Genomic DNA, 20,752 nt, shown 5'->3' with positions numbered 1-20,752 from the left:
TTAAATTGCATTAAAAGAAAATAAATGTCCTCAAGTATTGTTGCCATGTCTTGAAAAGCCCATTTTTTTTCATGCGGAGGTGGTATGCACAACGAGCTGATGATTACAACCCACGATGTAGTGCGATCGGACGCCATGCTGGCTGCCGTGACTGGCGCGGCGGGATTGCTGTACACCGGGCTGAACGGCATGCCCGGGTTCGTGTGGGCGTCGCTGCTGGCGATAACCGCTGGCACGTGGGAGCACAGCCGGAAATGTTGCGGGGGGCAAGCACCACGCAAGGTTCTTTCGAGCTTGAGCAAGGTGTACGTGTGGACCGCCATCGGCGCTGTCGCCATCGCGCTGCTTGTGCCGATCCTGGTCCCGGTCACTGCGTTTGAACGCGGCAGCTGGCTCGTGTGGGTTGATGGTGTTCTGATGTTGGGCGGGCTGATGGCCGTGCCCGGTGCCCACGCACTGCTGGCAGTGGCCAGCATGGTGGCGCGTCGCCGCCCTTCCCGTTCGGATCGGCGCTAAGGGGACGTCATGCGCGGTCAGTTCGCCCTCTTCAAACTGTGCTGCCGGTGCGGACCTTGGGCCATTCTGTGCCTCACCGGCAGCGTTTATCTGCTTCTCCGGCTGCTTGTGCCCTACTCCTTGCGGGACCTTCCCCTGCTTGCGCCGCTATCCCGGCTCGCAGTGACGGCGGCGCCATGGCTGGCCGCTAAGTTTCTGCTGCCACTGCCGGTGGCGATTTGGCGTGCCTCACGCGAGCGTCGCCTGGTACGCAAGATGGCGTCGATCGGGACGCTGCGCGCCATGCGGTGGGATGAATTGGAGATGGCGGTGCGGTGCCTGTTCGAGCAATACGGTTATACCGCCTCTCGCGTTGGAGGCGCGGGGGCGGATGGCGGCGTCGACGTCATTGTGCGCAAAGCGGGGCGAACGCTGCTAGTGCAGTGCAAGCAGTGGCATGCGAGGCAGGTGAGCGTGAGTGTGGTGCGTGAGCTGGGGTGGTGCACGGCGCCGACGGCGGTGTCATTGTCACTTGCGGCGCGTTCACCAAGGAAGCCAGGTCGTTTGCATCGCACGCCGGTATTGTTCTGGTCGACGGCTTTGAGCTGCTGAGAATGCGTCACTCGCCGGGTTTCTCTTTGCCTGTCTCGCCGGTCCTGGCGTCAGGCGCACCGGTAGCACCGGAAAACACAGATGGTTGCCCGAACTGTGGTGTGATCATGATCCGCCGCAGCGCCAGGAGCGGCAGATCCGCAGGGCGGCAGTTCCTGGGCTGTGCGAACTACCCAGTTTGCTGCGGCACACGTCCCTTGTGACTTTCGCGCGCGAAAGCGTTTGCCGTTTCCACCTGCGGCAAAGGCGGCATTTCCTCCTGATCGGGATGCCAGATCCACGAGGCTGTCTTGCTGCCGTCGACCAGTTCCGCCAGCGCGATGGCATACTCCTCCCCTGCCCCCGGCGGGTGTATGTACATTACCGTGGGCACATGCGTGTCGGTCAGCACCGCCGCGGCCAGTGGGCGCGTGTCCGCCAGATTGTAGCGTAGACCCTTGATGAAGCGCCTTTCATCACGCGACAATTTATCAATGAGATTTTTTTCCGGCAAGCTCTCAAATGGAATCCAGCTGTCCGTAGTCACCATGAGGCCCATTTCCTCGATCGAGGCTACGCCGGCCTTGTTGACGCCAAAGGTGGCAATCGCAACGAGATGGGTACCTTCAATACTGGCCGACAAGCTTATCTCCAGGTCGAACCGCTTGACTAGTCGCTTATGCAGATCAGGGTTCATCAGAAAGTGAAAATCGCTGAGATGTTTGGCGATCAGCTTGTAGCCGTTGCGGGACGGCGCCAGTTCCTTGACCTCGGCGATCAGCACCATGAGCTTGCGGGCGCCAGTCTGGCCGTGGCCTTCGGCGATCCGCGACAGCTGGGCAGTACGGCGCTGGGCAATTCCTTCTTTCCGCTCAAGCGAGAAAGGCTCAGGAATATACAGGAGATCCGCCAACTCGCTGCCCTTGGTGTTCTTGTGCCGGGATGCCTGGAGGAGATACTTTCTCAACACGCTCCAGTTGCGTTTTCCGTGCATCGCCGGCGACCATTTCTGAAAGCCCGCCTGGTCCCAAAGGAAGTGCAACAACGCGCGAATCGAGAGCCTGGTGCCGTCGGTTCTCACACTGTCGCTCGCGCCCTCCCCTGGCGTGGGCGCGGCGCGCCCGCTTGCCTTGGTCAGGGAGAACTGAAGCTTCAGAGTGGTCGTGCCGATGTCAGGATTTTCGACAATCGCCGTACCCAGGACTTGCCCGAGGCCGGATAACTCAGCTGGCGGTTCGTAGGACGCGCAGCTTGGATCATGATCGCCGCCGGTATTGGGCATACGTTTGATGAAATACCGTCCCTCGAGGCGTACGACATACATCTCAATTCCTGCGGGACGGCATAGGCAGACAGGGCGTATCCTGCTGCCATGAATCGCGGCGAGCATCCTTTCGAGCTGGTTCGAACCCTTTTCAATCAGCTCCTCTCCAATACGGTAGGTCGTCATGCCAGCCTCCCAATCAAAATATTCACTTGGAAATGTTTCTTTTGTTCAGCAAAAGGATGTAATACTAGCGTCCTATGCATACTATTTTACTATTGTTAGCATTTTATGGAAATTGGTAGAAGGGTTGCCAAATATGAAAATATTGGATGTGAAAAAATATTCTCAGTTGCTACAATTTGCGGAAAGTTGGGCATACGGAGATTTCGCGCGCGAAATTAACAGGCCACGCGTTCCACTACATCGAGAAAAAAATGCACCTGAGCGAGCAGCCGGATAATTCAAATTCAATCCTGACGGCAGTGAAGGGGTTGATGTTTCGCAGCGGGGTGAGTGATCGCCAGCAAAGCAGGAAGTTGGCGGAAATCCTGAACCTGAGCTACTCGCAGGCACATCGGAAGCTGAATGGCGGAGTCGACTGGACGATCGGCCAACTGCAGATCGTCGCCGATTATTTCGGTGAATCCTTATCCGTCATCGGGCTGGGAGGGGGAGAAGACAGCAACAGCGGCGTGGCCCATCGGGCCACGGTAACGCTTGGCCAGGAGTGCATGCAGTATCCCTGCCTGGTCTGGGTCGGCGAGCCACTGGGAGCAAATGCCAGGGTTGATTTTGTAGCGCTGCGCGACGGCGATAATTGGTCAGTGATGGAGGCCACGCGGCTCACAGATAATCGGCCGCGATACCGGGTAAACAAGCTGGAGCTGGAAGTGAGGCAGCCGTCGGCGCCCACCGTGGCGATCGTCGATGATGAAGCGGGTTTCGCGGATAACCTGTGCGAATTCCTCAATGACAGCGGTTTCCAGGCCTTCGCCTTTTACACCCCGGTCTCGCTTGAACGCGCCATGGAAGAGAGAGACTTCGACGGCTACATCATTGACTGGATATTGGGCGAGCGGACCGCTGAGAACCTGATCCGCAAGATCCGAACCTCCACGAGCCAAGAGGTCCCAGTCTACTTGCTGACCGGCGAAATAGTCACCGGCTTGGTTGACGAATCAGAGGCCGCCAGGGTGATCAAGCAATTTGGCGTGCAGTGGAAGGAAAAACCGATCAGGATGGCGACCTTTGCCGCAGAGCTTCAAAAAACCTTGGGCGTATGACGACGCCAGTGGAGGCCAAGGTCAGGTTGAGATGGCGGGCCATTGCAGCATTTCCAGTTTCTGCAAGGCAGAGATGGTGTCACGGACCTCCATCGGCGATGCTTACCCGGGGAACAAGCAGCCACATCACCAAGTCAAGGCATTGATTAGCAAAAACGCGCCCTGTTCGCTTGCTTGCAAGCGGTATGAACCTCACTGCCTGGTTCGTTAGTATTGTCGATGATGAGAACCTCAGCCATGATCTGGCGTAGCGTGGCAAGGCGAACAGGCTTCGCGACATGGGCCGTAAAATGCACCCATTGCACCGGCGTTCCGGCATCAGGTGAATACGCGCTGAGGGCGACGATTGGAATCGCTTGATTGTCGCCAGGCGAGGCCCTGACGGTTGCCGCGACCTCGAACCCATCCATGCCCGGCATGCTGATGTCCAACAAGATGGCGTCGTAAGCGTGTGTGGCCAGCTTCTGCAGGGCGACGTTGCCGCTGTCCGCCACATCCGCCACGTAGCCGATTTCGGAAAGGATTTCCTGCATCGAGATGCGTACCTCCGCATTGTCGTCGACCAATAGTATCCGTTGTCGTGCCGGCGCCTCATTCTGAACCTGTGGGGCGGTGCCGGCATCGTTTGCCAGCACCTCCACCGGTAACTGCACCGCGAAGCGGGTACCGCGGCCGGGCATCGATTGCACGTCGATCCGACCGCCGAAAAGCTCGACCAGGCGGCGGACGATGGCCAGGCCCATGCCGGCACCGTCGTACTTGCGGGTCCTGCTCTGGTCGAGCTGAGTAAACGGTTCAAATAGCGTAGGCAGCTTTTCCTCACTGATACCAGGTCCCGTGTCTTCGACCATCAGGCGTAACAGCGGCTGCGCGCCGTCGATGATGTCGAGCGAAACCTGAATGCGACCGCTTGGAGTGTACTTGATGGCGTTGGTGATTAAATTGGCCGCGATCTGTTCGATGCGGCGCGCATCAGATGCAACCAACGATACACTTCGCTTGCGCCGTATGACGAGGTCAAGGTTCTTGCGTTGTGCCACCTCCTGAAACTCGTTGACCACCCTGTCCAGCAAATCGCCTGGATCGAACTCGATGCGCCGCAGCGCCAACTTGCCGGCGCCGAGCCTCGCGTAATCGGTCAAGTCTTCCATTTGCGCCTCCAGTCGCTCGGCCGCTGCCAAGAGCCGGTTGACCACGACGATATCCCGCTCATTTTTCATGCGCTTGACCAACAGGTCGATCGAGGACATGATCGTCTGCAAGGGCGTCTTCAATTCGTGGCTGAGGGTACCGAGGATGGTGTTTTTCGTGAAGACAGCTTCGGCAAGCGCCTCCTCTGCTCGCCGCTCCGCCAGCAAGGAGGCCTCATTTTGCAGCGTCAGTTTCTTGGAACGATAGAAGTTCAACATGAGCAGTCCTGCGCCGACGAGAAACATAATCCACAACACCATAACCAACGCATACAGCTTGCTGCGCTTATCGGTGAAGTCGGCCAGCGTCGCTTCGCGTTGCTTCATCTCTGCAAACCGAACGGCGTTCGAGAGCGTGCTGACGGTGTCGCGGATTTCGTCGAAGCGTCCAACAAGTTTGCTGACTGTGGCGGGCCGGGTACGGAGCAGATCGATATCGGCATCGGCGTCAGCCATGAACATGCCGAGCTTGTCGACCGATTCCCGGTACAGCGGGACACTGTTGACGAAAAAGGCGGTCAAGGTGGACTCGCTGGCCAGGATTTGGTATTTCGACTGCAGGACCTGCTGACGCAGCTTGAGCGTGTCGACGTTCGTATCCAAGCCCGAAGCGAAGCGCACGATCTGGTTGTCGAGCCGCTCGAAATGGATCTGGTACTGGGCGACGGTCCAGTAATAGCCCTCTTTTGGCCCTGCGGTTGCAATGAACTGTGTCGGCGATACAAGCAGTGCATAGCTGTAATAGCCGATTATTCCGGTGGCAACGATGCTAATGGCCAAAAACACGACAAACTTGGCCCAATTTTCACGGATCAGCGCAATCATTTAAACTCAATTCGGTTAACCTGCCAGATAAATTTGGCTTCGGCCGTAGGGGTGCTCAACTCATGAGGATACTTGTCCCTCGGATAAATGATGAAGTATGGCCCAAAACCGTTGCGCAGCAGGGGCTGGCCATTCATGTATCGTGCAATGATAACGCCATATTTTCTGAAATCTGACACCGGTATGCGCACTGAGTAATCGTCCAGCGCATATACCATTGCGTAACTTCCCTGGGCCCCGGCCGCTTGCATCAAATCCTCCATCTTCACGCCCGAGAAGGTGACCACCGGAGTCCACGATGTCGCCGTAGTGATGGAATATTGTGGCAAGGCGTGGAACTGCGTCGGCGTCAACTGGAACAGGCGCCTGGCAGGATCGCTGAAGTTCCTGATGTTGCCGACGACTTCAAGCGTCACCATGTGCTCGGCGCCGGCGCCGGCAGTGGCAGTGATTATTCCGGCTGCCAAATACAGACCACCCAGGAAGCTGAAGATCATGCCCATCTAGTCACCTTTGATTATGCATTGCAATAAAAGTAACTTAGCATTAATAGCAATAACGTCGGTTCCAAAAGTACCATATTGAGATGGGTAACAATAGTTTCTGAGGTGTTTGCATGAGCTAGGTTAAGCCACGTTGTTGATCGTTCTAGTACCTAAGTTTTCGATCCCGCAATTTATTCGACGCGATTCAACAATCTATCTTGAGCGCATGCATCCGCCTTCGCGCGCGGAAGTCGGCCAGGACTATCCGGAGGTCGTGGCTTTCAACAGTCGCTTGCGCTACGCAGCCGGCCGCTCCCGGCCAACCCCGACGCTGGCAGCACGGGCCGTAGTACCCCACTCGTCGCTGCCTGATACCAAAGCCCCCTTCCCTCCGCCCTCCCATGGCAGGCAGCGAGGAAGTCCGAGCAAGAGGGTTATGTGGACAACACCATCTATGAATTGAATTTCTGGCTCTGCCCGGTATTGCTCCCCGACGGAGGTAGGTCGGCGAAGCCGGCCACTACCGGTACTCACTTCGATTACGTCTGCCCGCTGCGAGTGGCGGGTTGGCGTTGACAAAATTAACGTCGAGCAACACCTACTTACAGGAAAACACAGGCGGTTTGACGAGGGAGAGTTCCGAGCCAACTGGGAACATCTGGTTGCCAATGTCGACCGCTGCCTTCGTTCGGCTTTTACCATTGGCATGGAACGAATGGTCAAGGGTGAACGAGATGGTTGACCAGGCTGATCGCACCCGGCATGAGATGGCAGCGGTTGCGCGCTTCGCGCTGCAGACAGCGTCTCATTGCCTTGGCAGCAACGCGGTGGTGGTGCGAATTATCCAAGTCAAAACAAGGCCGGATTTATCCGACATCAAAGTTTTATCTATTGATTGTCAATAGACGATGTATTACTATTGATTGAAATTGCACTTGATGGTGTTATCTGGAATGTTGAGATTGTTGTTTGTTGGTTATCATCAACACACCATGAGTGATCCGAACTTTAGGAGCGTAAGCCATGAAGCCAAGGATTGAATGGGAAAAACCTGTTGCGCATCCTCAGCAGAAATCAGCAGCGAAGCGCATTCAAGTCGCCGCGTCGCCAGCCGAAGCCGACGCTGGCCAAGGAAACGCCGCTGAACACCGCCGCGGTGTCGAAGACCCGGTGTCCGCAGGTCCTGCTACCGGTGAATCAAAAGGTACGGTAACAAAGCTTCGCACCACGCCACGCACTATTGCGATCGAAGATGCAACAACGGTCGCCGCCGGTGAGCGCACGGTCAAGGGGGAGCAGCTCTATGCTCAGCCTGCAGAGTTATTCGAAAATGGCCGCTATAACGAAGACTGTTTCAAGCGTTTGCAATTACTGATGAGGGAGGCAGGCCACACTTCTGACGCGCAGGAGTGGGCGATGTGGGCTGGTTTCCTTGAGATGGTGCTGCCGCTGCTTGAACGCCTGGGGGATGCACGCTCCCGGGCCTACTTGCAACATCTTTTGGGTGATTTGAGGGGCAGCACTGCCGCAAAACTGCGGCAGAAAATGCACCCGGATGCTGACTCGTAAGATCGCACAAAGTAAGGTGTGAGGATGCCTGACATGCCGACTGGCCTGACGTCCGTAACGCATTCTAAGGAAACTGCGGCCGGTATCGGCCGACCATTCATGCATTTTGGAGAGCACAATGAAATTATCACGTCTTGCTGCAGACGACTTTGCCCGGATTGCAACCAGGACGAAGAAGATGGGAGTCGATGCATTGAGCATGGCAAGCGGCGTGTTGGTGAATCAGCGCTCCCTGCCTGAGTTGGCTAAAGAATATGATGTCTCCAAGCAGCGTGTGCATCTCGCTGTTGAGACTATCCGCAAGGAGTATGCGGCAGGAAAAGAGGAATGTGGCTGGATGAACGTCGAGCTGGAACTGCCGCATGCCTTGGCGCACGCGCTCGCGCAGTTCGCTGTCGCACTGCACGACCAACCCGACGAGAGCGCGAGACAAGCCGCCATCGTGAAAGTTTGCCGAGCGCTTACCTTAGCGGAGAAACTGCTCAACTGAGGGGGCCAGGTAATTGTCGTAGCCCCCTCTCTATGTTTCGCGGGTTACCGAGTTTTGATTGTATTGCCTCACCGTTCGCCGACGCCGACGGCGGGCGCACACCGAGATCGACTCGCTGATTGAAAGCGCCAGGCGCTTGCCACTAACGCTGATTACCTGGTAAGTCGGATGGACGAATTGTTGCCCTGCCTCTGTTTCATGCAGCTTCCCTGGTCCTGGTCGAGGGTGCGTTACCCGCGAAACCCTTGCACAGGATAATTTGAGATGCCCGGCTCTGCGCAGCGATATGCATGAGAGGAGGAAACGTGAGGCGGGTGCTTGTACTTGGAGTGATGGGATCTGCGGGGTCGACATTGAGTAGACAACGACGATGGGGCACTTTTCTGTTTTTCATGCCAAAAATGAAATTATTTTGGCTGAGCTGTAGTAAAAATTTGAGCAAAATCGTCGTCAATACAATATTTTTCTTGTAAACCTAGAAAAGTTATATACGTTCTGAACTGTAAACGTTAATATCCGGTCGCCTCATCGCCTTTTGATTTTTTTGGCAAAAAGCGACGACGGCAACACAAACCACCAATCACTGAGGTAAGCGCATGTCCGCCAAACGAATTCTGCCTGCACGCAACGTCGTCGATATCGACGGCTTGATCCGCATCGCCGATCGCGCGGAGGCAACGCTGCTGCAACTGCGTGACGATCTGCTGGCGCCGTGGCCGCGCAAAACGTCCCCCATGATCTCGGGCACGCGCCTGGCACAAATGTGCCATATCGAACGTACGAAACTCAATCATCTGTGCAGCAAGGGCATCATACCACCCGGCCAGCTGAAGGGTAATGGCCGCAGCCGCATGTTCACTCTGGCCGAGGCGCGCGCCATCGTACAGCAGATCGGCCCACACAAACGGCGGCCGGCCGGCACTTTGGGCCTTGTCGTCTGTTGCGGCAACTTCAAGGGCGGTGTGGGCAAGACCACCACCACCGTTGCAGTGGCGCAGGGTCTGACCTTGATGGGGCACAGTGTCTGCCTGGTCGATCTGGATCCGCAGGCATCGACCACCACGCTGATGGGATTTGTGCCCGATGCGGAGGTGAACGAGGAGATGACGGTCATGCCGGTTGTTTATGGCGACAAGGAAGATCTTCTTTACGCTGCACTGCCCAGTTACTGGGACGGCATTGATCTGATCCCATCGTCGCCGGATCTGTTTGGCGCCGACTATTACTTGCCGAACAAGCAGGCCAGCGATCCGACATTCCAGTTCTGGGACGTCCTGAACAAGGCCATGCAGCCGCTGCGCGAAAAATATGACGTGATCATTATCGACACGCCGCCCACCTTGTCGTATCTGGCACTGGCCAGCTTCATGGCTGCTGACGGCATGATTATTCCCCTGCCCCCGGAAACCCTGGACTACGCGTCGTCGACGCAGTTTTTCCGGCAGTTTTCCGAGTTGTTCAATTCGATGCGGGAAGGCAAGCAGATCGACAAGGAATTCGAGTTCATCAAGATCGTGTTGTCGAAAGTAAAGTCATCAGTGTCCATGACCGATATCGTCAAGACGTGGATCAAGCAGACCTATCCTGAGTTGCTGGGAACGGCCGAAATTCCGGAAACCGATCTGGTGAAAAACGCTTATGCGGAGTTCAAGACCATTTATGACCTTGAGAGCTATGACGGCAGCCAGCGCACTTACAACCGTGCGATCGAGGCGTTCAATGCGGTCGTCGCGGAACTCGACGTGTCCCTGCAGACATGCTGGGCGCACCGCGAAATGAAGGAAGCAGCATGAGTAAGAAAGACGACAAACGTCCACCGCGCGTCAACAAGTTGGCGGCACGGCTGCTTGGCCAGACGGCCAACCTGGAACGCAATGTCAGCGAGAATCCTCCGACACCGATCGCCAGTCAGCGCAATGTGACCATGCCCGGCCAGCTGGGCGCCTTCCGCATCGAGGCCCAGAAATACCAAGCCAAGATTGATGAACTGCAGCGGCAGCTCGACGCTGCGGTGGCCAAGCAGGCAGATGGCGGCTCGGATGAGGAGTCGGCAGAACTGCGCGCGCGCCTGGTGCAGTTGCAGGAAGCGAGCCAGGCCGAAGTCGAGGCGCTCAAAGCGGCACTGGACGAGGCAGCACGCAATACCGGCAAGCCTTTCGATGCGCCGGCAAACCGGATCCGCAAGGTCGCCGGCCGCCAGCGCTTGTTGACTGAAGCCGAGAAAGAAGCGTTATACGCCAATCTCGACAATAACAAGCTGGTCACCCCGGTGACGCTGCGCCCTGCCCCGGATGGCGGGTATGAAGTGGTATCCGGACATAACCGATTTGATTTTTACGTCGATCGTGGCCGTGCAACCATCCCTGCCGTACTCGATCTATCGGACGACGAGTACGCGGATCGTGATGCCTTTTACGCCAATTTGCTGCACAACAGCCTGACAGATTATGCGAAGTATGTGGGTTTCAAGAAATTGCTGGCCGAGGATCAAACGCTGACCGTTGCCGATGTCGCGAAACATGCCGGCGTGCCTCGCACGACCGTTGCCAATCTGATGGTGTTTGATGAATTGCCAGCAGCTGCAGTACCGCTGCTCGATGCCCATCCGGATAAGCTCGGTCGCAACGCTGCCGCCGAACTCGCCGCACTCCATGCCAAAGGCCATACCGAGGGAGTCATGCAGGCGATTGACGCGATTATCAGCGGCGCCGCCACGCAATCTCAGGGGGTAGCGATGGCAACCAGATCCTCTCGGCGTGCGGTTGCCCCGCGCGTAGCGCCGGCGCCGGTGACCGTGCGCTCGGGACGCGCCACTTACTGCAAGGTTCAACAAGCCAAAAAAGTGCTGCGTCTTGAATTTGCCACCGATGTGGATGCGCAACTGGCAATGAGCGAGATTACCAAGGCGCTGCAAGTCCTGGCCGATGGCAGCAAGAAGTAACCGATAGATCAACGAAATATGAGGATTGCGATGAAGAGCTGATCTGAAACGCTAACAATTTGATGCCCTGAAAAGCAAAAGGCCCGGCGGGAACCGGGCCTCTGCTAATGCGCTGGCAGTGCCAAAACATAAATTACGTACTCTTCAGCCGTGATTTTAGTTCGGTGCTCAAGTCAGCGCAAGGGATTTTTTACGCCTGTCACTTGGCAACTGGAGCTCCCATGACAAATCATGGCCGAGGTGAGCATCTGCTCGCCCTAAAATTCGGGTGCTGTACCGGGCTTGCGCTACACGCTGGCACCGTTTTGCCACCCTTGGGGAACAAGGGTGAATAGCGTTGCCGAGCCCGATGTTCGATATTTCGAGCACGGTACCGCCCTGCACCGGGTGCTGCAAGAGGCGCCCTACATTCCGCGCTGCAGTGACAACAAAACGGCGACCCGTACTCGCCCCCGCGAGTACGCGGTGCGTTATCCGTACATGCAAATCAATCGGCCAGGCCTTGTCAGCTGGCTGATATTCGACCTCGACCATTCAAATTCGATGATCTGGGAGGACGCGGGCCTGCCGGCGCCAAATCTGATTGTGCGAAACCGCGCCTCCGGCAATAGCCACCTTTATTATGCGATTCCTCCGGTGTGCACGACCGAGGCCGCACGCGACAAACCCATCGCCTTCATGAAGGCCGTCTACGCCGCATTTTCGGTGGTGCTGCGTGCGGACCCCAATTTCCATTCAGGACCAGTGGCCAAGACACCTGGACATCCATGGTGGTCGACCGAGGAGTTACACAACTCCGTCTATGAATTGGGCGCCCTGGCCGATTATGTCGATCTGGCCGTGGCAGCGCCCTGGGCCAAGAACGTCAACGTTGACGACATTGCACACTCGCGTCACTGCCTGCTGTTCGAACATTTGCGCCACTACGCCTATTCCATCGTCAACCGCGAGAGGGAAAGCGGAAGCTACGACACGTTCGTGCGCTGGCTTGATCACAAGGCGCACGATTTGAACAGCTTCCGGGACAAAGGCTTTGAACAGGATCTGCCGGCATCCTCGCTGAGGGCGACAATTCGTTCGATCGCACGCTGGACATGGAACAAGTACACGGGAAGCGGCCGCTGCAAGCGCGGCATCATGCAGCTTGACCCAGATCTGCCACTCCCGGCACGCCAAAGCCTGGCTGCAGAACGCACCCACAGCGAACGACAGAAGAGTACTGCGGACAGGATCCTTGCCGCCTGCAGGTTGTTGCTGCAACGCGGAGAGAGTCTTACCCAGATCGCGATCGGACGCATCGCCGGCGTGACCCGGCAGACGGTGGCCACCTATAAAGCACTCGTCGAGCACACCCGCCAAGCGCTGAAAACCCCAGATGCACAGAACGCCGCAGCAGCCCCGGCGAATGTTAAGTTTGCTACCCATCAGGTACCTGCCGTAGGGGTTGCTTTTTTGCAACTAGTTTCTCTTGTGTGTATTGAAGGCAGTTCCAGTGAGTCTTCTGTCATCGCCGTAAGCCCGCAGCGGGTTGAGGACGGATAATTTCCTGTGGTGGTGCCATTCTGGGCTCTGGGTTTGTGCTGTTTTCAGCAAGCAGTTGGTGACGCATACCTCTGTTGGGTTTCAGGATGTTGAATTGATGGGTTTTCAGCTTAACCGGGCGTGGCGACAGGGGTTTCGTCGGCGCGCAAGCAAGCGGGGACGCCCGCGCGCGAAGGCAGCCCCCTGGCGCTTTTTTATTCAGCGATGTTTTTTTACCTGAAGCCGGCTCTTGCGGAATCAAACAATCACGCATACACTGTACGTATATACAGTATTATGTTGATAACGATTGTGCTTTCTCATGGCTTTGCTCTGTTCTCAAGTCTGTTCTGAATCCTCCGCCGAGGTCACTGATCCCTTGGTGATTTCTCACGTTTGGCGTGCAAGTGAGTTGGCAGTGTCACATGACGTCAGTTGTTCATCGGGATATTCGTTGCTGGATGGAGAGTTACCTGGTGCTGGTTGGCCGCGTTCGTCGCTGATTGAGTTGCTTGTTCAGCAATCGGGCATCGGAGAGTTGCAGTTGCTTAAGCCCTTACTCGTCAAGCTATCGGATAAGCAACGAATTGTATTGGTTCAGCCGCCTTATATTCCGCATTCGCTTGCGTTCAAGATATGGGGTATCGATGTTGGCCGATTGATATGGGTTCGGGCCCCCAGTACCGCGGACGCTCTTTGGACGACGGAACAAATACTAAAAAATGGTAGTTGTGGTGCGGTAGTGTTTTGGCAAAATCATATCCGCTCCGATTCCCTGCGCCGCTTGAATTTGGCGGCCCAGGGCGCGGAAACCTGGTTCTGGCTGATTCGTCCAATGACGTGTGCAAGTGAAGCCTCGCCCGCGTCCCTTCGGCTGGGAGTTCGACCAGCGATGGGTGGTGTCCAGGTTGAGGTGTTAAAGCGACGTGGTCCTGTCTCCGATAAAACCCTATTTATTCCGCTTGCTGATATGCCTACTGGCCGTCACCCCGTGCATCATGAAAACGCCTCTGCTGTTAACTTTATACCTGCCCTTATTACCGCTCGAAACGCTGCGCCCGTCTTGGTCTGAGACAGGCGCTTACGTGGTAGTCGATGGTGGAAAAGTGCTTGTCGCTTCGGCAGAGGCGACCAATGCTGGCGTGCGAGTTGGCATGCGCTCTGGTGGTGTGGCAACCATTGCACCTGGTGCGATCATGTTGGATCGCGATACAGAAAAGGAATCGCGTGCGCTCGATTCCATTGCGATGGCGATGCTGCAGTTCACGCCCGAGGTTGCGTTTACCGATGATTTCAGCCTGTTGCTTGATGTCGGTGCCAGTCTTGTGTTGTTTGGCGGTCCGCTTTCGTTGTGTCGGTGGGTACGTGATAGCATCCGCCGCCTCGGCTTTACCGGGCAGCTGGGTGCTGCCCCCACGGCGGAAGGTGCCTGGCTGCTTGCCCACGTAAAGCCTGGCCGTGATGCTCCGCGTAGAAGGTGCGTGCAAGCGGCAACTCTGGCTTTTCGCCTCGACGGGTTACCTTGTTCACTTGTTCCAGCTGCCGCGCCATTCCTTACCTGGTTCGATGGTATCGGCGCCGCCACGCTCAGCGATGTGCGGAAATTGCCGAGGACTGGGCTGCTACGGCGCACGAGCAAGCAGCTCTTGCATGCCCTCGACCGTGCGTATGGCGATATCGAAGAAATGCATCGTTGGATATCGGTGCCGGCGAAATTTTGCGCCCATATCGAAACCTTCGATCGCATCGAACATGCGGAAGCCTTGATGCATGGCGCCACGACATTGATTTTGCAGCTGACAGGTTGGCTCACTGTTCGCCAATTGGCTGTGATTACGTTCAGACTGCAGCTGGAGCACGAACGTGGCCGCTCTGCTGTGCCGCCGACGCCTGTCGAAATCACGTTGGCCGAGCCGGCGTGGAAAGAGCCGCACTTGTTAAGGCTGTTGAAGGAACGCCTGGCCAAGATCGAATTGAGCGCGCCGGTCATCGGTTTACGGCTGGAAGTGGTGCAGCTGGAAGCGATGCAGCCGCTGACCGATCAATTATTTCCGGAGCCAGGTGGTTCGTTGGCCGATTTCACACGCCTGCTGGAATTGTTGTCCGCCAGAGTAGGTTCGGACAACGTTTTGGTGCCGGTGCTGTCCCCGGATCATCGCCCCGAGCAGTGCAACAGCTGGGGGCCGGCCACGGCGAAAGTGACCTCTTCGACCGAAGATGAACTGGTGTTGGATCGTCCGTGTTTTGTGCTGCCCAAGCCCATACAGCTGCTGACGCGCGACGAAAGGCCTTTTTATTTGAGCCCGCTCAGACTCATACGCGGACCCGAGCGGCTCGAGGCTGGCTGGTGGGATGCGCATTCGGTCGCGCGCGACTACTATGTTGCGCAAGGTACAGATGCGACGTGCTACTGGATTTATCTTGAGCGCACTGCGGATCGTCGCTGGTTTTTGCATGGACTGTACGCCTGACGGATGCGCGCCATGGCAACCGCCCTCCCCTCCTATGCCGAATTGCAGTGCGTGAGCCATTTTACGTTTTTGCATGGATCGTCCGCTCCCGAGCAACTGGTGCAGCGTGCCGCTGGTCTTGGCTATCACGCTCTGGCGATTGCCGACGAATGCACGGTCGCTGGCGTGGTGAAGGCACATCTTGCCGCCAAAGAGGCTGGCCTTAAATTGCTGATCGGCAGCCAGATGGTGGTGACGCCGGAGGATGGCACACCGCCCTTCTCCCTGCTGATCCTGGCCATGAACCGCAATGGTTATGGCAACTTGTGCGAACTGATCACGGTCGCGCGCCGGCGCGCGAAAAAGGGCGAGTATCTTGTGCGGCCTCGCGATATCGCGGCGCCGCCGCGCGATTTGGCTGCGTTGCGAGGTATGCCGGATTGTCAGTTGATCCTGCTGCCACGTTATGGCGCGGGGCTCGACGTCATCGAGCGGCAGGGGGCTTGGTTGCTGCAATGTGCGGCTGGTCGTGCGCGGATCGCACTAACCCTGCACTTCCGGTCACGTGACCAGGCACACAAGGATATCGTCGCTGCTGTCGCTGCGCAGTTCGACTTGCCCGTGGTGGCTACCGGTGATGTGGTAATGCATGTGCGCTCGGCCAAGCCCCTGCAGGATACCATGACCGCAATCCGCCATGGCGTGCCGGTCGCACACTGTGGCTACCGGCTGGCGTCGAACGCCGAACAGCACCTGCGTTCAAGGGTTAGGCTGGGCAATTTATATTCGCGTGCCGCGCTCGAAGAGACGGTCCGCGTCGCAAATCTGTGTACATTTTCGCTCGACGAGTTGCGTTACGAGTACCCGGTGGAGATTGTGCCTGAGGGGATGACGCCGAGTGGCTACTTACGGCAGCAGGCACACCTTGGCGCCCACTGGCGGTATCCAGCCGGCGTGCCGGCCAACGTCCAGTCTCTCATCGAGCGGGAGCTTGAACTGATTGCTGAGATGTCCTACGAAAGCTACTTTCTCACGGTCTACGATATCGTGCGCTTCGCGCGAGCCAACAAGATCCTGTGCCAGGGACGCGGTTCGGCGGCCAACAGCGCCGTGTGCTATTGCCTGGGCGTGACCGAGGTCGATCCATCGCGTGGCACTTTGCTGTTTGAACGATTTATTTCCAAGGAACGCAATGAGCCTCCCGATATTGACGTGGACTTCGAGCACCAGCGGCGCGAGGAGGTGATCCAGTATATCTATCAAAAGTACGGCCGCACTCGCGCGGCGCTCACGGCCGTTGTCATCAGCTATCGCCCGAAGAGCGTATTGCGCGATGTCGGCACGGCGCTCGGCGTAGATCTTTCCATTGTGGACAAGGTAGCCAAGGCCAACCACGGATGGGGAGGGCGGGCCGAACTGGCGGAACGCATGCATAGTTGCGGACTGGATCCCGAGTCCGACGTCGCCAGGAAGTGGGCTTTCCTGGCTGAGCACATGATGCGCTTTCCTCGTCACATGTCACAGCACCCTGGCGGTTTCGTCATCTCGCACAGCAAGCTGTCGCGTCTGGTACCTGTGGAAAATGCCAGCATGGAAGACCGCACCATCGTGCAGTGGGATAAGGATGATCTGGATGCGGTGGGTTTGTTAAAGATCGATATCCTGGCGCTGGGCATGTTGAGTGCCATGCGTCGCACACTGGAGCTGGTATCGGCCAGGCGCGGCGAGCCGTTCGAACTGGCCGATATTCCGAAAGAGGATGCGGCGACCTACGAGATGATCTGCCAGGCTGACACGGTCGGCGTGTTTCAGATCGAGAGCCGTGCGCAGATGTCGATGCTGCCGCGTCTGAAGCCTAAGACGTTTTACGACCTGGTGATCGAGGTGGCCATTATTCGTCCAGGTCCGATTCAAGGGGGGATGATCCATCCCTACCTTCGCCGGCGCGAGGGGACTGACCCCGTGTCTTACCCCAGTGCGGAAATGGAGGCGGTATTGTCACGCACACTGGGCATTCCGATCTTTCAGGAACAAGTCATGCAGATCGCGATGGTCGCTGCCGGTTTCACGGCTGGCGAGGCAGATCAGTTACGCCGTGCCATGGCCGCATGGAAGCGGAAAGGGGGGCTGGAGCAGTTTGAAGACAAGCTCAAAACAGGCATGGCGGCGCGTGGCTACAGCGACGATTTCGCTAACGGCATCATTGGCCAGATCCGGGGATTCGCCGAGTATGGTTTTCCGGAGTCGCATGCTGCCAGTTTTGCCTTGCTCGCCTATGCGTCGAGCTGGATGAAACGCCATGAGCCGGCCGCGTTTCTAGCCGCTCTGCTGAACAGCCAGCCAATGGGTTTTTATAGTCCGTCGCAACTGGTACAGGACGCGGTGCGTCATGGCGTCGAGGTGCGTGGTGTGGACATCAATATCAGCGGCTGGGAGGCCACGCTGGAAGCTGCAAGTGGCACCCAACCAGCGGTACGCCTGGGACTCAACCTGATCCGGGGTATGGAGCGTGAAGCCGCCTGGCGGATCGAGGAGGCGAGGGCGGTGCGGCCGTTCAAGGATCTGCATGACTTGGGCGTACGCGCGGCGCTCGATGCGGCGCAACTGAAATTGCTGGCCAGTGCAAACGCGCTGTTGGAGATCAGCGGCAATCGGCGCCAAGCGATATGGAATGCGGCGGGGAGCGTGCCTGACCGCGGATTATTGCGGGAGGCCCAGATCGTAGAGGAAGAGTTGATGATTGCACCGGCCACAGAAGGGCAGGAACTGGTGGCCGATTACCGCCATATGGGGTTGACGCTCGGCCGTCATCCTCTCTCCTTGTTACGCGAGCGGCTGCACGCGATGCGATTCATGCCGGCGGAGATTCTGAATTTGTATGACGATGCGCGTCTCGCGCGTGGCTGCGGGTTGGTAACTGTGCGGCAGCGTCCGGCGACTGCAAAGGGCGTTGTGTTCTTGACGATTGAAGACGAGACGGGAAACGTCAACGTCATCGTCTGGCCGAGCCTTTTGGAGCAGCAGCGTAGGGAAGTGATGAGCGCACGTCTTCTGGGTGTGTATGGCCAATGGCAGTGTACGAACAATGTCAGGCACCTGGTGGCGAAGCGGCTGGTGGATCTTACCCATCTACTTGGGGATCTGGATACACGCAGTCGCAACTTTCATTGAGCCGGTTTTTTCCAACGGTTACTCGTATGTTTGATAAACATCAAACATTAGATGTCGACGAATTGTGCTTATGTGAGTGGATATAAAATCATAAGTCTTTGATTTTATTGGGTGTTCTAGTTGAACAATCAAGTTTCCTGTTGTGTCTGGTATCCGCTCTTGGCGCCGTATGCTCCAACCAACTGTACCCATGCAGGCGGATAAAAAATCATAAGTCTTTGATTCTATTAGGTGTTCAAGTAGAACACCGTCGATTTTCTTCAAAATGTCACTGGTGCTTGCGTTGACGCTCTGCCGCAGCTTCAGCATCGACGGTGTTCGAAGCTCCTGCCAGCGCGGCGGCGGCCATCGTCGCGTCGTAGTTCTCGGCCTGGCGCACCTGATCTATCAGGTCTAAGTGGTGTTAGCTCCTCAGGCTGCGGTCGCCGCGCCTCACATTTGGTGTTGGGATTGATTGGGAGCTTTGGGACTGTGCCTTCAGGGAACCGATGTAATGTTTCGCGGGTCAATGAGGAGCTTGATACCGCAGGCGGTGGCCTGGTTTATTCCGTATTCTTGAATGTCGTCAACCTTCGGTCGAACATCGAGAGCTTCGAAGCGGCTCGACCGATAAGCCCACTCCGGATCATCGGACTGTTCGAAGAAGACTTTTGCGCTGAAGGTGATACTGGTGTCGGCGAACGACGCGCTGTTGAAATACAGGCCTTCGGGCGGTGAAGGTGATATCTCAATCTCGTGGCGTTGAAATTCGAAGCGCGCTTGGGATTTCGGATTGAGTAGGATGTCAACGGCCATACGTGCTTCGTTTGCCTCCCAGAAAAGATCGAACTTGAATTTAGCGGAGGAGCGAAGGCCGGCGTTGGTGAGAAGCTGCAACCACCCAGCCAAAAACGAAGAGATGAAAGGCAGTTCCTCCAGGTACGGTCCGGCAATAGGTTGATCGATTGGGAAGGTAATCGGCGGTAGCCGGTCATTCCCAGCGATCGTTAAAGTAGCGTGTCCCGTGGCCATGAGTGAATACGCGCGAAGCAACTCCGCCCACTCGCTCAGGGAATGCTCCATGTCATCGATCGAACCGGTGCTTTCGAATTTGAGCGCTGGCGGAGTCAGTCGAATAATGAAGTACGTTGTGCGGATGAGCAGCTCTACGCCGTGGGGCTCGGCCATCGGTGGGCCTACGAACATTTCACCGGTGAACCTCGCCGCTTGGCCGAAGCCGGGGCCGCGGACCGAGATATCACAAGAACCCAGTGTAGGAGGCGTCAGAAGCAGTTCCTCAAGGTCATCGAATAACGTACCTTGATAGGGGAGGCGTATGCCGAACCGGCTGTCGAATAAGCGGAGGTGGGTCGGCTTCAAGGGTGAGAGGCCAAGCAATAAACTGCTGAAGTGCTCTGACCCCTGAATGTGGATCAGTGCCTCGAATTCGAACTGGCCGTCTTCATAGCCCAGTTCGCTGAGCTGTCGTTGCTTCTCGATCAAGTAGGCGCTAGGATTTTGGCCACAGGCTTTACTCAACGCTACCCACAAGCCGATAGGTGTCGGCTCGAAGCGTACCCCGACTTTCACATAATCGTAGCTAATTTCGACGTGGTTGATGTCGTGAGCCTCGCGGGCCTCCGCCAATCTTAATCGCCTGAGAACGCGTGCGAGCTCCTTTCCGATGAGGTGGACGAGGTAAGCGGATTGGAGCTCGCCGTCGTCTCGCAGCCGGAACACAACTATGAGTGCTGGCCGAGAATCCTTGGCGAGGCGGTCAATGGCTGACAGGCTGAGGCGGATACGATTTCCGGCGCGGCCGAGCGTCGACTTCAGCTGAGCGCGGGCAGCGTTGGTAGGACGTTGATCGAGCGGCAGCGCTTGGCCGGCCGGCACCATCGGAAACTCCACGATGAAATCCCAACCCATTACGTCGACGACGCTTTTATTGCAATAGAGACCTGCGCGCTCGCAGAGCATTTCGAACTGTCGCTCGCCAATCCGCTCAATGCGATCAGGATCTAATTCGCTTTGCATATCGCCATTGGTCCTCATTAATCGAATATCGTTGTTGTGCATTGGTTGGAGAAATTACCACGTCAACGCCTAGTCGGCAACGGGAGGTGTTACTTACTCAACGATTGGCGCTTTATCTCGTGAGTGAGTATGGGGGTGTAAGCCGGAACCGCCGAAAATGCCGCCGCAAAACACATCAGTGAAGGTTTCCGATCACCGAGTCGAGTCGACATGGATTTCCGTACAAGTTTTGCTTGGAGTGATGCTGGTTCGGATCAAAGCGGCCGCCGGTGTCGGGGAAACATCTATTTGGGAACGGACCGCGCCAGCAATGCCTTTCCGCACTTGACGGGAAAAACGAGAGTTCCGGCTTACACTTCCATATCGGGGGTAAGCCCGAACCCCTGATTTTTCCGTTTCCGCTGATCTTCCCATGTATGCCTCTCGGTCCAGCATCATTTTTATTCATTGCACCGCGC

General features: G+C 56.8%; 16 protein-coding genes. 12 read left to right on the top strand and 4 right to left on the bottom strand.

Features of this window, described 5'->3' with window-relative positions:
- Positions 1–84: 84 nt before the first annotated feature.
- The 3 genes from Q8L25_RS31145 to Q8L25_RS31795 are packed head-to-tail and all read left to right on the top strand — an operon-like array spanning position 85 to position 1,310.
- Positions 85–516 (top strand): hypothetical protein, encoded by a 432-nt coding sequence (locus Q8L25_RS31145; protein WP_308925840.1) that lies wholly within the window; start codon positions 85–87, stop codon positions 514–516.
- Positions 517–525: 9 nt separating this feature from the next.
- Positions 526–1,107 (top strand): restriction endonuclease, encoded by a 582-nt coding sequence (locus tag Q8L25_RS31140; RefSeq protein ID WP_308925839.1) that lies wholly within the window; start codon positions 526–528, stop codon positions 1,105–1,107.
- The gene (locus Q8L25_RS31795; RefSeq protein WP_374694335.1) at positions 993–1,310 is read left to right on the top strand and encodes a restriction endonuclease; all 318 of its coding nucleotides are present in this window, start codon (positions 993–995) and stop codon (positions 1,308–1,310) included. The genes Q8L25_RS31140 and Q8L25_RS31795 overlap by 115 nt, the downstream gene beginning before the upstream one ends.
- Here the strand turns inward: Q8L25_RS31795 and Q8L25_RS31135 are convergent.
- Positions 1,277–2,536, bottom strand: coding sequence for a DUF1173 domain-containing protein (locus tag Q8L25_RS31135; RefSeq protein ID WP_308925838.1), 1,260 nt, complete (start codon positions 2,534–2,536; stop codon positions 1,277–1,279). The two genes, Q8L25_RS31795 and Q8L25_RS31135, sit on opposite strands and share 34 nt — an antisense overlap.
- Positions 2,537–2,787: 251 nt before the next feature.
- Here Q8L25_RS31135 and Q8L25_RS31130 point away from each other — a divergent pair, with 251 nt between their 5' ends.
- Positions 2,788–3,636, top strand: a complete 849-nt coding sequence (locus Q8L25_RS31130; RefSeq protein WP_308925837.1) for a helix-turn-helix domain-containing protein — start codon at positions 2,788–2,790, stop codon at positions 3,634–3,636.
- A gap of 146 nt (positions 3,637–3,782) precedes the next feature.
- On the opposite strand, the gene Q8L25_RS31125 is transcribed toward Q8L25_RS31130, so the two are convergent.
- Positions 3,783–5,651 (bottom strand): hybrid sensor histidine kinase/response regulator, encoded by a 1,869-nt coding sequence (locus Q8L25_RS31125; protein WP_308925952.1) that lies wholly within the window; start codon positions 5,649–5,651, stop codon positions 3,783–3,785.
- Positions 5,648–6,154: a molybdopterin-dependent oxidoreductase gene (locus Q8L25_RS31120; protein WP_308925951.1), complete on the bottom strand. Its 507-nt coding sequence runs from the start codon at positions 6,152–6,154 to the stop codon at positions 5,648–5,650. The genes Q8L25_RS31125 and Q8L25_RS31120 overlap by 4 nt, the downstream gene beginning before the upstream one ends.
- Positions 6,155–7,159: 1,005 nt before the next feature.
- On the opposite strand from Q8L25_RS31120, the gene Q8L25_RS31115 reads away from it, so the two are divergent.
- The 8 genes from Q8L25_RS31115 (at position 7,160) to Q8L25_RS31080 (ending at position 18,278) form a co-directional block, all read left to right on the top strand.
- Positions 7,160–7,705, top strand: coding sequence for a hypothetical protein (locus Q8L25_RS31115; RefSeq protein WP_308925950.1), 546 nt, complete (start codon positions 7,160–7,162; stop codon positions 7,703–7,705).
- Positions 7,706–7,823: 118 nt separating this feature from the next.
- Positions 7,824–8,195: a TrfB-related DNA-binding protein gene (locus Q8L25_RS31110; protein ID WP_308925949.1), complete on the top strand. Its 372-nt coding sequence runs from the start codon at positions 7,824–7,826 to the stop codon at positions 8,193–8,195.
- Between the two features lie 596 nt (positions 8,196–8,791).
- Entirely contained in the window at positions 8,792–9,988 is a 1,197-nt protein-coding gene (locus Q8L25_RS31105) for an AAA family ATPase (protein ID WP_308925948.1), read from the top strand.
- Positions 9,985–11,136 carry a ParB N-terminal domain-containing protein gene (locus tag Q8L25_RS31100; RefSeq protein WP_308925947.1) on the top strand — a complete coding sequence of 384 codons (1,152 nt, stop codon included), beginning with the start codon at positions 9,985–9,987 and terminating at the stop codon, positions 11,134–11,136. The genes Q8L25_RS31105 and Q8L25_RS31100 overlap by 4 nt, the downstream gene beginning before the upstream one ends.
- A 327-nt stretch (positions 11,137–11,463) precedes the next feature.
- Entirely contained in the window at positions 11,464–12,678 is a 1,215-nt protein-coding gene (locus Q8L25_RS31095) for a replication initiation protein (protein WP_308925946.1), read from the top strand.
- 301 nt (positions 12,679–12,979) lie between these two features.
- Entirely contained in the window at positions 12,980–13,729 is a 750-nt protein-coding gene (gene imuA, locus Q8L25_RS31090) for a translesion DNA synthesis-associated protein ImuA (protein WP_308925945.1), read from the top strand.
- Positions 13,656–15,128, top strand: coding sequence for a DNA polymerase Y family protein (locus Q8L25_RS31085; RefSeq protein ID WP_308925944.1), 1,473 nt, complete (start codon positions 13,656–13,658; stop codon positions 15,126–15,128). The genes imuA and Q8L25_RS31085 overlap by 74 nt, the downstream gene beginning before the upstream one ends.
- Positions 15,129–15,131: 3 nt before the next feature.
- Positions 15,132–18,278, top strand: coding sequence for an error-prone DNA polymerase (locus Q8L25_RS31080; protein ID WP_308925943.1), 3,147 nt, complete (start codon positions 15,132–15,134; stop codon positions 18,276–18,278).
- A 477-nt stretch (positions 18,279–18,755) separates the two neighbouring features.
- On the opposite strand, the gene Q8L25_RS31075 is transcribed toward Q8L25_RS31080, so the two are convergent.
- Positions 18,756–20,312, bottom strand: coding sequence for a hypothetical protein (locus tag Q8L25_RS31075; RefSeq protein ID WP_308925942.1), 1,557 nt, complete (start codon positions 20,310–20,312; stop codon positions 18,756–18,758).
- Between the last annotated feature and the right edge of the window lie 440 nt (positions 20,313–20,752).

Origin of the sequence: Janthinobacterium sp. J1-1, assembly GCF_030944405.1 — a bacterium.
In the GTDB taxonomy this organism is placed as follows: domain Bacteria; phylum Pseudomonadota; class Gammaproteobacteria; order Burkholderiales; family Burkholderiaceae_D; genus Janthinobacterium.
This window is presented reverse-complemented; position numbering and strand designations above follow the sequence as displayed.

What these genes read in the sequence shown, in the direction of transcription:
- Q8L25_RS31115 (WP_308925950.1), top strand. Translation starts at nt 7,160, where the DNA reads ATGAAGCCAAGGATTGAATGGGAAAAACCTGTTGCGCATCCTCAGCAG.
- Q8L25_RS31075 (WP_308925942.1), bottom strand. Translation starts at nt 20,312, where the DNA reads ATGAGGACCAATGGCGATATGCAAAGCGAATTAGATCCTGATCGCATT.
- Q8L25_RS31100 (WP_308925947.1), top strand. Translation starts at nt 9,985, where the DNA reads ATGAGTAAGAAAGACGACAAACGTCCACCGCGCGTCAACAAGTTGGCG.
- Q8L25_RS31130 (WP_308925837.1), top strand. Translation starts at nt 2,788, where the DNA reads ATGCACCTGAGCGAGCAGCCGGATAATTCAAATTCAATCCTGACGGCA.
- Q8L25_RS31085 (WP_308925944.1), top strand. Translation starts at nt 13,656, where the DNA reads ATGAAAACGCCTCTGCTGTTAACTTTATACCTGCCCTTATTACCGCTC.
- Q8L25_RS31110 (WP_308925949.1), top strand. Translation starts at nt 7,824, where the DNA reads ATGAAATTATCACGTCTTGCTGCAGACGACTTTGCCCGGATTGCAACC.
- Q8L25_RS31125 (WP_308925952.1), bottom strand. Translation starts at nt 5,651, where the DNA reads ATGATTGCGCTGATCCGTGAAAATTGGGCCAAGTTTGTCGTGTTTTTG.
- Q8L25_RS31080 (WP_308925943.1), top strand. Translation starts at nt 15,132, where the DNA reads ATGCGCGCCATGGCAACCGCCCTCCCCTCCTATGCCGAATTGCAGTGC.
- Q8L25_RS31105 (WP_308925948.1), top strand. Translation starts at nt 8,792, where the DNA reads ATGTCCGCCAAACGAATTCTGCCTGCACGCAACGTCGTCGATATCGAC.
- Q8L25_RS31145 (WP_308925840.1), top strand. Translation starts at nt 85, where the DNA reads ATGCACAACGAGCTGATGATTACAACCCACGATGTAGTGCGATCGGAC.
- Q8L25_RS31120 (WP_308925951.1), bottom strand. Translation starts at nt 6,154, where the DNA reads ATGGGCATGATCTTCAGCTTCCTGGGTGGTCTGTATTTGGCAGCCGGA.
- Q8L25_RS31140 (WP_308925839.1), top strand. Translation starts at nt 526, where the DNA reads ATGCGCGGTCAGTTCGCCCTCTTCAAACTGTGCTGCCGGTGCGGACCT.
- imuA (WP_308925945.1), top strand. Translation starts at nt 12,980, where the DNA reads ATGGCTTTGCTCTGTTCTCAAGTCTGTTCTGAATCCTCCGCCGAGGTC.
- Q8L25_RS31135 (WP_308925838.1), bottom strand. Translation starts at nt 2,536, where the DNA reads ATGACGACCTACCGTATTGGAGAGGAGCTGATTGAAAAGGGTTCGAAC.